Genomic DNA, 14184 nt, shown 5'->3' with positions numbered 1-14184 from the left:
AAGGAAGGGGCCCAGGTCTTTCGACCTGGGCCCCTTCCTTATTGGGTTTTCTGACTGTCGCTACCCACGATCAGTCGTCGGACACCACCTTGAAGTCAGCGACCGGGGTGATCAGCTTGTTGTCGGCGTCGAACTCGAGGACGCCGTACGAACCGATCGACGGTTCACCGGCGGTGACGAATGCCAATTCACCTGTGACACCGTCATAGTCGATGTCAGTGCCGGCCTGGATGAGTGCCAGGCACTCTTCATAGGTCGTGCACTTGGTGCCGTCCTTGGTCACGTTGTTGATCTCCGAAGCGATCGACTGACCGTTGGTCGACTTCGCGATCTCTGCCGCCAGGGCCGAGATGACCACTGCGTCATAGCTTTCACCGGCGTAGTTGAAGTCGATCAGGCCGGGATCGACGGCCAAGAGTCGGCCTTCGAAGTCCGGGCCGACCTCGGTCAGCGGTGTGGTGCCCTTCATCCCCGCGAGGATTCCGGCGCCCACCGACTCACCCAACGCGTTACCCATGTTGCCGTCGACACCGAAGACCAGCTTGTCCTTCGGTCCGATGCCAACCTCGTTCATACGGGTGAGGATCTTGGCGCTTTCCTCGAATCCGATGATGGCGATGCCATCGGGATTGAAGTTCTTCACCTGGTCGACCTCAGCGTTGAACGACTGGGCGTTCGGGTCGTAGATGATCTTCTGGATCTGGTCGGACGGAATGCCGGCAGCTTCCAGGTCGGAGACCGTGTTGGAGGCCAGACCGGTTCCGTACGGGTCGTTCATCGCCAGGATCGAGACGCGCTGGACGCCACCTTCGGCGATGACCTGGGCCAAGGCCTGGGCCTGCAGAGTGTCGGCCGGGGCCGTACGGAAGTACATGCCCTTGTCGGCGTAGCAGGTGAACTCGTCCGACGTGTTGGCCGGCGAGAACATCACGGCGCCGGCGCTGGCGACCTTGTCAATGACCTTCAGCGACACAGACGATGACGCCGCACCGACGATCACCTGGGTGCCGGCCGCGAGCTGGCGGTCGACGGTGGCGCTTGCGGTGTCGGTGGTGGTGTCACCGGAGTCGCCGTTGACCTCTTCGACGGGCTTGTCGAGGACACCGCCGGCGGCGTTGATGTCTTGGATGGCAAGTGCCACGCCCGCGAACTCAGGCGGGCCGAGGAATGCCAGGGAGCCTGTTGCAGGAAGCAACGTACCAATCTTCAAGGGGGCTGTACTTACCGGGCCAGGCGTGGCCTGGGAGACGTTGTCGCCACAATCAGTGGTTGTGGTGGTCTCCGACCCGCTCGGCGACGCCTGATCTGATGAATCATCGTCGCTACTACATCCGGCCAACGCCATGGCTGTTACAGCCAGCGCCACCGTTCCCCTCAAGAGATATCTATGAGCCATCAATATTCTCCTCGCGGTGTATCCACAAAGCGCGGCGCGCCATTGACGACGCATACGACCGACGCTTGCTGGGGTAAAGCTAGCGCCAACGTGTTGCCCGCGAGTAACGTTCGTGAAACTACAGCCTCTTGGAGCGCGCCGTGATCATTTCGAGACCTCGGCTGGTTTGCTTTGGCTTCACTCTCGCGAAAGACGTTCTCTACGAGATCAGCTCGGCTTGGTCCCCAGCGTTTCGACGACCACTTCGGCAACCGCCTTCATCGTTGTCCGGCGATCCATCGCCGCACGTTGAATCCATTTGAAGGCTTCGGGCTCGGTGAAGGCGTGCGACTGCATCAAGATCCCCTTCGCCCTCTCCACCAGCTTGCGGATCTCGAGCCGCTCGGTCAGATCAGCGACGTCTCGCTCCAGGACATGGAGCTCGTTATAGCGACTGACCGCCACCTCGATCGTCGGCACCAGGTCAGCTTTCGTGAACGGCTTGACCAGGTATGCCATCGCCCCGGCATCACGTGCCTTTTCGACGAACTCACGCTGACTGAACGCCGTCAGCATCACCACTGCCGCCAAGCGTTTGCTGGCGATCTCGGCCGCGGCGTCGATCCCGTCGCGCACCGGCATCTTCACATCCATGATCACCAGATCCGGGCGAAGCTCTTCGGTGAGGTCGACGGCCACCTGACCGTTCGGGGCCTCCCCCACGACGTCGTAACCCTCTTCCCTGAGCATCTCGATCAGATCCATCCGGATCAGAGAGTCATCTTCGGCAACCAGAACCCGGCACGTCGAGGGTGCGGACTCCCCGCCCTTGGCTGCAATCGCGTCCGTTGTCGCCATCAGTCCACCTCCACATTGAAAAATCGCCTGGCCACCAGCGCGGACCAGCAGCAACACACGCTACTTCCCCCGCCACGATGTGACGCAACAGTACCGGTTTGGTTGGCGTGAGGCCTGTCCTCTAAAGTGACTTCTGCGACGAGCCCCCGTAGCCCAATTGGCAGAGGCAACGGATTCAAAACCCGTCCAGTGTCAGTTCGAGTCTGACCGGGGGCACAAAACCGCAGGTCACAAGCGGTGCATAGAACTGCTAACAGACCCGGTATGCAGTGGGTATGCAGGAAATTTGACGAACGCCCGTTCTGAGTGAGTCTTAACCGCGGGCACAAAGCCGCAGGTCACAGCCGTGCTTAGGCTGGCTAAAGTAAAGGCTGTGCAGCCGGTACGCAGTGGGTACGCAGGAGATTCAGCAGTCAACCCTGCCTCGTCGGCCAGATTTGCGATTCAGCGAGCGGCCATAACCTCGAGGCGAATACGCCTCCTGGGCCAGATACGGCCGGGAATTGCCGCCGCCGCAACCGATCTGGCGAGCGACAAACCTTCAGCGCCGTGACCCGGCCGCCGACGCCACTCAGCACGGATCGAGCCCGCTCCGCGCCCATCACGCCACTGAACGGATTTCTCACGGGCAAAGTTGCCCATGCGCCAAACTTAGGTTCGCCCACACGACGGACACTGGTCACCGACCCGCCTCCAAATCAGCCCTCGACAGGTTCGTGAGACCGAGAAAGCAACCAAGTGCACCCGCTCGTACTTTGGCGCACGCCGAGCGACAATCACGATTCGGCGAACCACCACGGACAGCTGAGGCAGCGAGCACATCTGCAACCGACGTCGAACGTATTCGAGGCAGTCCCAATAGGACGGGAACTCTAGTTCCCGGGCGACGACGTAAGGTGAGGTTCCCCCGAAAAAGTGGACACGGTTAGCTTGATCGCTGACTTGCGTGGGTGGTGACCTCAAAATCGATAGGTGAGATCATTCCCAACGAACTGTGTCTCCTGTCACGGTTTTAGAATCTGATGTAATTGTCAAGTCCTGCAGTCAAATTGGCGTAGGTGGTGAAGGCGTGGCGTTTGTAATACTCGTGCTCAACCGTCGATCACAACGATTCGGCGCCGGCGTTGTCCCAGCAGATAGCGGTGGCGCCCATCGAACGCAGCAGGTGGTGCCGACCGCAGGCTTTAGCGAGGTCTCTGCTGGTGTACTGGCTACCTCGGTCCGAATGCAAAATGGTCCCGGCGACCGACCCGCCACGAGTGAAAACCGCGGCATCGACAGCGGCATCGACGAGTTCGGTGCACATGTGATCGGCCACCGACCACCCCAGCACCCGCCGGGAGTGCTCCTCACGGATCGCACACAGATAAGTATCACCGTCACCGCAGGTCAGGTAAGTGATATCGGAGGTCCAGACCGCGTCGAGACGGCCTTGATCGAAGACGCGACCGACTCGATCTGGTGGGAACGACGCGGTCGGGTCGACCTGGGTGGACTTGACCTTGAACGTCCGCGGGCTGATGCCCTCGATGCCCATCTCGGCAATGATTTTGGCGACGGTGTTCTCCGAGACCGACACCCCTTCGGCGTGCAGGTCGGCCGTGATCCGCGGCGAGCCATAGGTCCGCTGCGAGGCCTTCCAGTGCGCCAGGATTTTCACCTCGAGGTCGCGGGGCCACTGCGCAGTCCGCGGCGATGAGCTCGAACCGACTCACCGGTGATGCTGTGCTGCAAAGTACGCCGACGCTTTTTTCAAGAGCGACAACTCCTTGTCCTTCTCGACGAGCTCGGCGCGCAACCGGACCACCTCGGCCGCCGCGCTCTCCGCAACATCACCGTCCGGCGGAGCGTGCCGCGCATCGGCGACGACCCCGTCGCGAACGCGTTCCGCGCGAACCCATTTGCCTAACAAATTCTCATGAACATTCAACTCGCGCGCCACCTCAGTGAGCGGACGGTGACCATCAATCACCCGACGAACAGCCTCCATCTTGAACTCCGGCGTAAACGACCGACGCGTCCGAGACATGACCGACATCCTTCCAGCAGGACCACCGGTCCCGCTAGTTCAGGTGTCCACTCAAACTGGGGAAGCTCAGAACTCTGTTCGGTTTGAAGCTAACACTCCGGGGGAGCGCCTTTCTCGGCATAGAGCGGGTAGGACTTGAGTGGCTGCGTCGTGAGGTCGGCGAGCCATTGGCTGGGTAGGCAGCGGTACTCGGCGAAAAGCGCCGTGACGTCGTCGTGGGCGGGGGTGCTGCCCATGGCTCGAAGTTTCCGCCAGGCCCGGACGGCACGGTTGAAGAGGTCGAGCACCTGATCTGGTTGCACACCGAAGACGTGGTCTTCGGCGAGTGCCCTGGCGCTGGAATGAATTTCGGAGTGGGGCGTGGACAGGAATCCGTGCGAGCCGCTGGGGGGCTGGGATTGGCGTTTGTCGGTGACGAAACGTAGATGGCCCGACGCTTGTTTCGAGGTGTCCGCAGAGACGAATCCGCCAGGCTTCGCTTCACTCTTCGCTTCCCAGGTCGTCCATTCGAGATTATCGAAAATCCATACGGCGTCAGGGGCGGCGGTCGCGTTCCCGTCTCCATACGCTTCAGTTGCGCCCAGGAACTGTCCCATTCGGACCAATGCTGCCTCGTACGGTTTGTACGCAGTTTCACCGAGCCCCTTAGTAATCGACACCACTGCACTTTCGAAGACCGAGTCTTTGCCGATGCTGCCGATGTAGTCGATCACCGCGGTGACCGCAGAATCGTCGAGGGGGTCGGCGTCTGTGTCGGAGGTGGTGGGTACGGACTCGCGCGGTTTCGCGGTTTCTGTGAGCCAGGTCGTGCCGCGTGCGGCAGCTCTCGCCGCCTTGTAGAAGTCAGCAGATGCTTGCTGGTAGCTGGCTTGCCCGGTCTCGTGTTGGACGCGGTCAGCCAGCCAGGATGCGAAAAAGTTCCACAGTGCGGCGTAGCGCTGCGGGGCGCGGGAGCCGCGCAGCTCGGTAACGGCTCGTCTGGCGTCCACAAGTGCAGTTTCGTAATCTCCCGCCCAAATATGCTCCCATGCTTGGACTTCAAACTGTGCAGCTTTCTGCAACTCCTGGGTGCCTAAGGGGCTCTTGCGGTGTTTAGAGTCGCTCGACTCTTGGATGTCCTCGTCGATATCCGCCCATTCCTCCTTGTGTTCGAGGAAGATGCGGATGTTGTCGTCGATGTCGGAAACTGATATATCGAGCGACTGTTCCAATCCGAATTGAATCTCGGCCTGCACATCAGGGTGCATCGCCAGTTGTACGTCACTGCGATTGAGATGGGAGTTGAGGTCGTCACCCAAGATGACCACCACCGCGTAGTCGCGTTCGTTACGGGTCGCTCGGCCAGCTCCCTGGACGATGCGGCTTCTGACTCGTTCGTTGAGGACGTCGAGGCATCCCAGCGAGTTCGTCATAAACCTCTCTTGCAGGTCGCCGCGCGCGGGTAGACCGTCCATGATCACCAGGCGGCACTGGTCATCGGGAAGGTCCAGGCCGTCGTATCGGTTGGTCAGTACCAGCACGCGGTTCGCGTTGTCAGTGAAAGCGCTCAGATCGTTCTCAACCTCCTTGGCTTTCATCACCGTGTGGCTGGCGGGAATGCTGTCACCAGCGGTCAAAGCGTTGGCGGTGCGTATGTCGGGGGTCAGGTAGACAGTGCGGCTCTGTCCGGCGATCGTGTCGGACACCCACCTTGCGGCCGCCGCTGTGTTCGAGCCGAGGTCCTCCACCAGTTCCGGGAACACGAAGTACCGTCGTCCAGTGCCTTGGCTGTCCCAGCCGTCCGGTGTCGGTAGCCGGGAGATCGACGGCCGGCCGAACGCGCGTTCCAATTCACCTCCCTCCCCGAGGGTGGCGCTCATATAGATTCGGCGGGCGGGGTTGTCGAACTCCGGGTGGAAGCGGGTGGGCGCGATGAAGGGCCGGATTTCGATCTTGTTCCGTGATGCGTAGAGCAGGCAGTGGTCCCATCTGCCAGCAATCATGGACACCGGATAACTCTCTTCTTCCGGCAGAGTCCCTGTTGCCAAGGCGTTTTGGATGACGCTTTCGATCTCGATTGACTCTTCATGCAGGATTGAGGGATGGGCCAAGTAGACATCGTTCGAGTAGCCCTCGACGTCGATTCTGGTGAGTTTGTCGTACACAGCTGGGGAGAAAGCGTCCTGCACCGTCGATAGGAGGTCCAGGTAGACGCTCGACCGGTCGATGCTAACCGTCCAGGGGTTGACGACTGCACCGGATGCGGAGTGCGCGTCGTCGAGTATCAGCAGGTTCGCGTTCTCGATTCCGGGGTGGGTGTTGAACACATGGTGGTAGACGGTGACTGCGACGGCTTTCGCGGTCTCGTACTTCGTCCGGTCGCTGGAGCTCCATGACGCCACTTTGTTGATCAGCAGCACATTGGGTATTCCGTACTCGGACAGAGCCTCAGATGTCTGCTTGGCCAACTGTTTCGTAGGGCACACGTAGGCGACGCGATCGTTATCCATCAAACGTTGGAACTCCGCGATGAGACCGCCCACGAGCGTTTTGCCGGCACCCGTGGGTAGCTCCAACGCGACGTCTTTCGCCGAACGATGATTCTTGAACCACTCCTCCAGGAGTTGCCCCTGGTGGAACCACAACGACTTCGGACCGCTGTTCGTCGCAGAGTATTTGCGGTAGAGGGCTGTGGGATCGTCGGGCATATATGACGATGCCGACGTGCGCTTGAAGGCCATTTAGGAAGTATCTCCGACCGCGCAACGCCTGATGTGGTTATCGCTCAATGAGGCCCCCCAGGTAGTGGACACCGAGATAGCGGGATCACCGGTTCCGCTGGGAGGATGTTCACATGTCGCGGAAGCGTCGGTCATTCACGACCGAGTACAAGGTCGATGCAGCGCATCGAGTGATCGATTCTGGTCGATCCATCGCCGAGGTCGCCCGCGACCTCGGCCTCAACGAAGGCTTGCTCGGCCGCTGGGTCGCTGATGAACGCCGGCGCCTTGATGCCGCCGGTCAGAGCGATCAACAGCCGTTGACGGCTGCGGAGCGTGACGAGCTGGCCCGGTTGCGCCGGCAGGTCGCCGAGCAGGAGAAAGACATCGCTTTCTTGAAAAAAGCGTCGGCGTACTTCGCGGCGAACCATCAACGGTAGAGAAATACGCGTTGATGGCCGCGGAGTGCGCCACCACAGCAATCAGCCGCATGGCCACCCTGCTGGGCGTGTCAGTGTCGGGAGTTCGGCCCAACGAAATTGCCGCCGCCGTAACCGATCTGGTGAGCGACAAACCTTGAGCGCCGTGACCGGACTGCCGACGCCACTCAGCACGAATCGAGCCCCCCGCTCCGCGCCCATCACGCCACTGAACGGATTTCTCACGGGCAGAGTTGTCCTGTGCCGAAAAGCCGAGGTTGGCCACATGACGGACCCCGGTCACCGACCCGCCTCCAAATCAGCCCTCGACAGGTCCGTGAGACCAAGAAGGCAATCACGCACAGCCGACGCCAGCCGCCCGATCCCCTAGCGTAAGCGGAGCACCGATCACCATTCGGCGAACCGCGACAGAATGCGACTGAGGCAACAAGCACATACGAAACCGGAGGCGAACGGATTCAAGGCGGCGCTGACGGGATGTGAGTTCTCTAATTCCGAGGCGACGTGATATCTCTTGTCGGCACGCGAACCAGATTGCATATCAACAGGTTTCGCGGGCTGGCGACGTAATCGCACTGCGCACTCAATTTGCTGCCGAGATCCCTGTGGCGTGCCCAGGTCAGCCGGGGGATCTGCATAGGCGCTCGTCCCACATCCCTACGTGGCTCTGTTTCGCTTCGTTTTCGTCGCTGACGTAGTTGAGTTCCTGTTTGTGGTAGTCGCCGCGATGAATCGTTTCGGCGTAGCCTGCGCGCAACTGTTCCGCCCCGGCCTGCGAGCCCGTGGCCAGGAGCCGCACGTGTGCAAACCGCCTGCCTTTGTCGTCCGTCCGCGATTGACTTGGGTCGAAGAAGAGGCGAACTCCGCCGCCTGCCTCCTTGTCCCGAAGATGCGCAGTCGACAGCCTCCCGAGACACTGCTCGACCGCATCGACCGCATCGACGCGGGGCGCCTTTATACCGATGATCGCAACCTCAACGTCGTCACCGTCGACAGTCACACGCAACGTATCCCCTGAAAGCACTTTCGAGACAGTCAGCGCGTCTGGGTCTATGCGAGCCCACTCACCCGACGCCGACGGGGACGCCGCCGGTGATGCCGGCTGCCGCGGCGGCTCACCTTGACTCGACGAGGTGCATCCGCTTACCAGAAAGCCAACTGTTAGAAGCACCAAAACGCGCTTTGTGCCCATGTTCTTCCCTACAAATCCAGGAACCCCAACCACAGTGTGCAATAGCTAGAACCACCCACACCTGAATGCTTAGTCAATCTTAGCAGCGTTAACCCGAGAATCCCTATCGTCGAGAATGGGTGTCCCCATTATTGGGGACACTAAGCAATAGTCGTGCGCCGCACTGTAACCCATGGCGACGGCGCTTTTTTAGATCGCCGTCCTCGATCCGAAAACCCTCATCCGCGGCTACAAGCTGGCCTCACTCCCCCGATGGCCGTTCCTTACGTCAACCAAAACACTGCATATTGCATCCGATGCATCACCGGGAGGATCATTCGCCCACGTGGCAAAAGCCCTGAGCTACATTTGCTGTGCAATGGTTTTGCGCATGGCCGCGAAGCCCTACAGGTGTCAATTGACTTACCAGGACGACTGCGGCTCCACATTGCGGCGACCTGCTGAACTGGGGTCTTGACGCCGGATTCGTCAGGCCGGACGCTCCCGAGGAGTTCGCCACACTCGTCAACGCTCTTCGCTGCGTCGATCGCCCCGAAAGCATTCTTACGTGGACGCGTTCGGAGAAAGTGCAGACCCTTCTCATCGCTCTGTCGACCGGCAGCACACCGATCACGCTGCGCAGCCCTGGCACGCCTACCCGGCGAGAGATCAAACCACGTCGGAACAGATCGGGTAGCCGTCACCCCCACACGACAACGGCGCCGGGCCTCGCCAGCCACGGTCGGCATCATGTGCAACCCGAATGTCCGGGATTCCCCGATGGTCGCCACGTAGCGTTCTTGATGAACACAGCGGCCTGGCACTTACTCCGGGCCGCGCCCTACACCTCCACCCACCAGCTGCATCGGCGTTCGTCCCGTCCTCCTGCGTGCGTAGACGCCGCAAATCAACTGCTAGATGCAGCAATCGAATACGCAGGGTTATCAAGTAACCCACTCAACAAGGGATGGCGCGGCGCCCTGGTCCGGCGCATAGTCGTGACATGCTGCGTTTTTGTGCCGATATGTCGCCCGCGGACTGGATCACGCGAAGTCATGACGCGTGGACGTCACTTGCGCTGTTCGGCCCTCCCGGGTTCGAGGCGTATGCGCGGGTTCGTTTCGTGCCGGATCCAGACCATCCTCGCCAGAGTTATCCCAGCGAAGACCTCACACAGACCGTCTATGCAGGATACGAACACGCCATCGTCGCAAGGGCGTGCAAAGCCCTCGCTGCGGCGACGCGCAGCTCCGACGCGTGCTACTTCGCGATCTGGGCAGGCTACTCAGGTGTCGTGTCTCCCCTACCGGGTGGACCCCGAATGCACATCCCCAACCGCGACTACCACCTGTATACCGGCACACTGTCCGACATCAAGGAGTGGGAAAAACCTTGGACGTCTGAGACTCCTGCGCTACTTCACAACCCGCCGGCCTTCGTATGGCCCGCCGACCACGCCTGGTGCTTAACCAGTGACACCGATCCACACTGGGCCGGGATCGGAGCCGACGCGGCCACCATCCGCGCTCTCACCACCCGCGACGACATCGATGTTGTAGCCGCAGACCGTCACGGCCGCCAACCGTTCTACGACTGACCCGCCGGTGCCCGACGCTTCACCGACCAAACCCCGCTCACTGGCCGTAGGTGTATCGCAGATTTGCGTTGATCAGTGTGCCGATGCGCTGACATAGATGACGGAGCTGACGATCATCCGGGGAGGGCTGCTCGGTGAGCAGCGTCCACCGCAGATCGGTACCACCGCGCCCGCCGCTCAGCTCCAAGACGACCTGAGCGTCCGGTCGCTTCGTCCACAACGACGACCACACCACACGCGTGGGTCGATCCGACTCGAGGACACTCGGCGCAATCTCATCGTCCAGAAGGTGAAGCCAAAGGCGTGAAGGTTGCCGATCTGGGCTGACGAGGTCATCGAAAACCACATGCGGCGGCGCCGGTTGGTTCTTCTCTTTTGACGCGACAGCTTCCACACGACAACACTCTCAATGCTTCGCGGTGCGATGCAACCTGAATATGCAGCGATGGAATATGCAGGGTTACCAGTAGGGTTGCAGACCGGCAAGACCTGCCCTGCCAGAGCGACGCCCTCACGGCCGATTCTGCCTCATTGAAAATGCAGCCCGGTACGCAGAGGGTACGCAGCAGCACCGAAACCTCCCACACTGGCTCAACATCGCAAACACGAATACCGCTCCCCCACTGCATCATTCGCAAACAGTCAACACCGCCAGCGATCTGCAAACATCCACGACCGCAGGTTCAAAACCCGTCCAGTGTCAGTTCGAGTCTGACCGGGGGCACAAAACCGCAGGTCACAGCAGTGCTTAGTCTGGCTAAGATAAAAGCTATACAGCCGGTACGCAGTGGGTACGCAGGAGATTCAGCAGTCAGCCCTGCCTCGGCGGCCAGATTTGCGATTCAGCGAGCGGCCATACCTCGGGGCGAATACGCCTCCTGGGCCGGATACGGCCGGGAAATGACGCCGCCGCAACCGATCTGGTGAGCGACAAACCTTGAGCGCCGTGACCCGACTGCCGACGCCACTCAGCACGGACCGAGCCCCGCTCCGCGCCCATCACGACACCGAACGGATTTCTCACGGGCAAAGTTGCCCGTGTGCCGAAAACCGAGGTCCGCCACATGACAGACACTGGTCACCGACCCCGCCTCCAATCAACCGGCGCCAGGTCCGCCACACCGAGACGCCAGCCAAGTACACCCAACACCAGCCGGCCGATCCCCTGGCTCACGCGGAGCAACGATCACCATTCGGCGAACCACCACAGGATGCAACTGAGGCAACAAGCACATCAGAATCCGACTTCGACCGGATTCAACGCAGTGCCGACGGGACGGGAACTCTAGCTTCCGGGGCGCCGTGGGGTATCTTATCGGCGTACCCATTTGCCGCACAACATATTTCGTCACCGATGACGAAATGTGCGGGAGTCCGCGAGAGTTGATGGCATGCTGAGGCCGCCTGACAATCAGATTCCCATCCGGGTACTCATCGACGGGCCTTATGGCACGAGCTGCGTGACGTTTTCCGTAGAGGCGACAGTAAGTTGGCGAAGCTCTTGCAGCCCTTTGATGGTGCTCACACCGCATCTGTCCAGAGGTTCGCGTGGGACCAGGCCAAGCCCGTCGACATTGATCAACCACACTTCGGGCCCGCGCCTGGCTGCAGCTGTGCACGAATCGTCGGGACGCTGGTCCCGTCCGGCGAATGCCTTGAGTGCGGCTGTGAAGTCGCCGCGGTACCGCGTTTCGGTGTAGGGCCCGGACGCGTGCCGGGGCGGTCCATTCTTCGCATCTGCGCACACGAGGGCCTCGACAGGAACAAAACTCCTCGGTACCAGGACATGTACGGGCGCTGGATTGCCTGTACACGCAGGCGGCGCTAATGCTACTGGCGTCGTCTGAGGTGGTGGATCAACATCTTCCGAACACCCGACGATAGAAGCTAACGCAGCAACGCCACATAAAACCGCCGCGACATGTTTCAACACCTTCCGGGGAAAAGGTCCTCGCTCGGTCACCATGCGCCTGTCCTTCCGCCCCACGCGCATTCCACGCAGCGAGTCGTACCAGCCTAACGAACTGGATTCATGACGGGGTGGTACAGGCAATAGTGTGGCTCGCACGTTCCCCAATCCTTCTGCGGTATAAGCGATACTGGCATTGTTAAACTGAGCGACCCACCCTCAATATTGAGGGACCGGCTCAGCGTGTGCCTCATCAGCAATACACAAGCAATACGCAGAATCGGAGAGCAGGATCACTGCAAGGCTGGTTCTAGACCAAATCGCGCGTGATCAACGGCGATGGCTTCCTCGTACGCGCCAACCAAAGAAGGACACCAACACCTAGTGGCTATAAAACGAATGCGCGTCACTCAGCCCCAGTACGTCGCGCTGCGGGCTCTGCCTGATGGGTGGCAGCCCGGACAGCTGCTGACGATCGGAGGGGCCTCAAAACGAGACACCACACCGTATGAGGGGTACCCACCTGATCATCCAATCTGGCAGCAACTGCCTGAACAGGGCCGACGGTACCTGGTGGTCGTGATCGGGGAAGAGCCCGATGAGGTCGACATCGAGGTCACAACCCATCAGGCCGCACCGCCCCTCGACCTCGACAGCTGGGACAGCATTGAAGAAGCCGGCGCCGAGTTCGAGCCAGAGACGATCGAAGCCCACAACCAGCTCGGTCTCGACTTCACCGAAGAACTACGCGACGTCCTCACCACGATCCCCGCCGGTTGGAATATGGTCCGTGTCAGCAAACGCCGCGTGACCCAACCGCCCATCGTGGATGTCCACATCGACATATGGCCCATCGACGGCCCCGCGGACCTGAACCGCATCAAACATCAACCCAAACCCCGCCGATCCCGAAAGGCCCACAGATCAGGCTTCGACGTCGAAACGCACTGGTGGCGCATCACTGGCATTCTGCAACGTGCCGGTGCAGCAACGCCCCTGGACTCTTCCCCCAATCCTCGACGCCAGAACCCCGGACACGTCCAAGACATCGCTGCGAGCACCGGTCAAAACTGGCCGCAAGAACTCACCCAGTGGTTCACGACCCTCAGCGGCTACCCCGACGATCGATGGACCACCCTGTTCCCTAGCTACAACCTCCTGACCGCAGAACAGTCACTACACAGCCGAAACACCTCACTGGCGGTAATGAGCCCCAACGACATTGACTACCCCTCCACTGCCGGCGAACCCGCCTACACCTTCATCCCCGAGTACATACCCATCGGCGAACGCGACGGCTACTCGCTCGTCTGCGACACACGCCCCGGACCGCGCCACGGCATCATCCTCACGTTCGACAAAGTCGACGCCGACGACGACGCCACCACATGGAAGAGCATCTCCCACTTCCTCGGCGACCTCGCAGACGCACTAGAGGACCGCCAACCCTTCCTGGGCTACAAACCCGAATTTCCCAAAAACACGCTGACATGGACCTACAACCGACACTGAACAGCCCCAGGCCCACTGGTTTTCACGCACGAGCAGCCGGGTGCCACCAGCGAGATCAGTTCGCAAGTCACGAAATTCAACAACCGAATGGAGTTACGACAAGACGGCAAGAGCATCTGCAGAAGAATCAGCGTCAGTATCGCCGCCGTCGCGTAGACGTTCGCGGTGGGCGCCGGAGATGCCTCCGCAGCTACAAAAATCAGCTGGGTTGCCCTGCTCGCCAGGGCAAGAGGGCAAATCGGGAATTGGCCTGCCGACTAATCGAGTTGGTCGACTGATCCTGCCCGTTACGCAGAGGGCACGCAGCAGCAGCGAAACCACCCACACTCGTCCAACGGGCGAACATGAATACCACTCCCCCACTGCATCATTCGCAAATCGCCCACAACGCCAACGCTCTGCAAACATCCACGACCGCCGGTCCAAAACCCACCCAGTGTCAGTTAGAGTCTGACTGGGGGGCACCACATTTGCGCATTTCACACGTAGTTTCACCACTTCGAATGTCATCTGAACGGTTCAAATACCACCCCCACGCTACCCACCGGTGTGGGCGCGTCTATTTGCGCCGCGCCCGAACTAGTTAGACTCCGC

The 14184-nt window shown here is 60.6% G+C and carries 9 protein-coding genes, 1 tRNA gene and 1 pseudogene; 5 read left to right on the top strand and 6 right to left on the bottom strand.

All coding sequences use genetic code 11. The features are described from left to right. Positions 1-70: 70 nt before the first annotated feature. Together AC56PL_RS08255 and AC56PL_RS08250 are read right to left on the bottom strand one after the other, a co-directional pair. The gene (locus AC56PL_RS08255; protein ID WP_497153495.1) at positions 71-1396 is read right to left on the bottom strand and encodes an ABC transporter substrate-binding protein; all 1326 of its coding nucleotides are present in this window, start codon (positions 1394-1396) and stop codon (positions 71-73) included. A gap of 207 nt (positions 1397-1603) precedes the next feature. After that, positions 1604-2233, bottom strand: coding sequence for an ANTAR domain-containing response regulator (locus AC56PL_RS08250; RefSeq protein ID WP_497153494.1), 630 nt, complete (start codon positions 2231-2233; stop codon positions 1604-1606). Positions 2234-2375: 142 nt separating this feature from the next. On the opposite strand from AC56PL_RS08250, the gene AC56PL_RS08245 reads away from it, so the two are divergent. Further along, positions 2376-2449: transfer RNA gene (locus AC56PL_RS08245), tRNA-Leu, on the top strand. A gap of 886 nt (positions 2450-3335) precedes the next feature. On the opposite strand, the pseudogene AC56PL_RS08240 reads toward AC56PL_RS08245, so the two are convergent. From AC56PL_RS08240 to AC56PL_RS08230, 3 genes and pseudogenes are all read right to left on the bottom strand, one after another. Next, positions 3336-3896, bottom strand: a pseudogene (locus tag AC56PL_RS08240) (IS3 family transposase); the annotation flags it as partial. Positions 3897-3944: 48 nt separating this feature from the next. Then, the gene (locus tag AC56PL_RS08235; RefSeq protein WP_497153493.1) at positions 3945-4262 is read right to left on the bottom strand and encodes a transposase; all 318 of its coding nucleotides are present in this window, start codon (positions 4260-4262) and stop codon (positions 3945-3947) included. A gap of 89 nt (positions 4263-4351) precedes the next feature. After that, positions 4352-6982: a DEAD/DEAH box helicase gene (locus tag AC56PL_RS08230; RefSeq protein WP_497153492.1), complete on the bottom strand. Its 2631-nt coding sequence runs from the start codon at positions 6980-6982 to the stop codon at positions 4352-4354. A 113-nt stretch (positions 6983-7095) separates the two neighbouring features. Here AC56PL_RS08230 and AC56PL_RS08225 point away from each other — a divergent pair, with 113 nt between their 5' ends. Next, positions 7096-7401, top strand: a complete 306-nt coding sequence (locus AC56PL_RS08225; RefSeq protein ID WP_497153491.1) for a transposase — start codon at positions 7096-7098, stop codon at positions 7399-7401. Between the two features lie 619 nt (positions 7402-8020). Here the strand turns inward: AC56PL_RS08225 and AC56PL_RS08220 are convergent. Further along, positions 8021-8401, bottom strand: coding sequence for a thermonuclease family protein (locus AC56PL_RS08220; protein ID WP_496327945.1), 381 nt, complete (start codon positions 8399-8401; stop codon positions 8021-8023). A gap of 1174 nt (positions 8402-9575) precedes the next feature. Between AC56PL_RS08220 and AC56PL_RS08215 the strand changes: the two genes are divergently transcribed. From AC56PL_RS08215 to AC56PL_RS08205, 3 genes are all read left to right on the top strand, one after another. Then, positions 9576-10169: a hypothetical protein gene (locus tag AC56PL_RS08215; RefSeq protein ID WP_497153490.1), complete on the top strand. Its 594-nt coding sequence runs from the start codon at positions 9576-9578 to the stop codon at positions 10167-10169. Between the two features lie 97 nt (positions 10170-10266). Next, complete coding sequence (locus tag AC56PL_RS08210) at positions 10267-10476, top strand: hypothetical protein (RefSeq protein ID WP_497153489.1); 210 nt, start codon at positions 10267-10269, stop codon at positions 10474-10476. Positions 10477-12477: 2001 nt separating this feature from the next. Further along, positions 12478-13590: a hypothetical protein gene (locus tag AC56PL_RS08205; protein WP_497153488.1), complete on the top strand. Its 1113-nt coding sequence runs from the start codon at positions 12478-12480 to the stop codon at positions 13588-13590. Positions 13591-14184 lie beyond the last annotated feature (594 nt).

The organism is Williamsia sp. Y721, assembly GCF_059683565.1.
This window is presented reverse-complemented; position numbering and strand designations above follow the sequence as displayed.

Bases quoted from the DNA above. Each gene is read 5' to 3' on its own strand.
- AC56PL_RS08255 (WP_497153495.1), bottom strand. From the start codon at position 1,396: ATGGCTCATAGATATCTCTTGAGGGGAACGGTGGCGCTGGCTGTAACA.
- AC56PL_RS08225 (WP_497153491.1), top strand. From the start codon at position 7,096: ATGTCGCGGAAGCGTCGGTCATTCACGACCGAGTACAAGGTCGATGCA.
- AC56PL_RS08215 (WP_497153490.1), top strand. From the start codon at position 9,576: ATGCTGCGTTTTTGTGCCGATATGTCGCCCGCGGACTGGATCACGCGA.
- AC56PL_RS08210 (WP_497153489.1), top strand. From the start codon at position 10,267: ATGACGGAGCTGACGATCATCCGGGGAGGGCTGCTCGGTGAGCAGCGT.
- AC56PL_RS08235 (WP_497153493.1), bottom strand. From the start codon at position 4,262: ATGTCTCGGACGCGTCGGTCGTTTACGCCGGAGTTCAAGATGGAGGCT.
- AC56PL_RS08250 (WP_497153494.1), bottom strand. From the start codon at position 2,233: ATGGCGACAACGGACGCGATTGCAGCCAAGGGCGGGGAGTCCGCACCC.
- AC56PL_RS08230 (WP_497153492.1), bottom strand. From the start codon at position 6,982: ATGGCCTTCAAGCGCACGTCGGCATCGTCATATATGCCCGACGATCCC.
- AC56PL_RS08205 (WP_497153488.1), top strand. From the start codon at position 12,478: ATGCGCGTCACTCAGCCCCAGTACGTCGCGCTGCGGGCTCTGCCTGAT.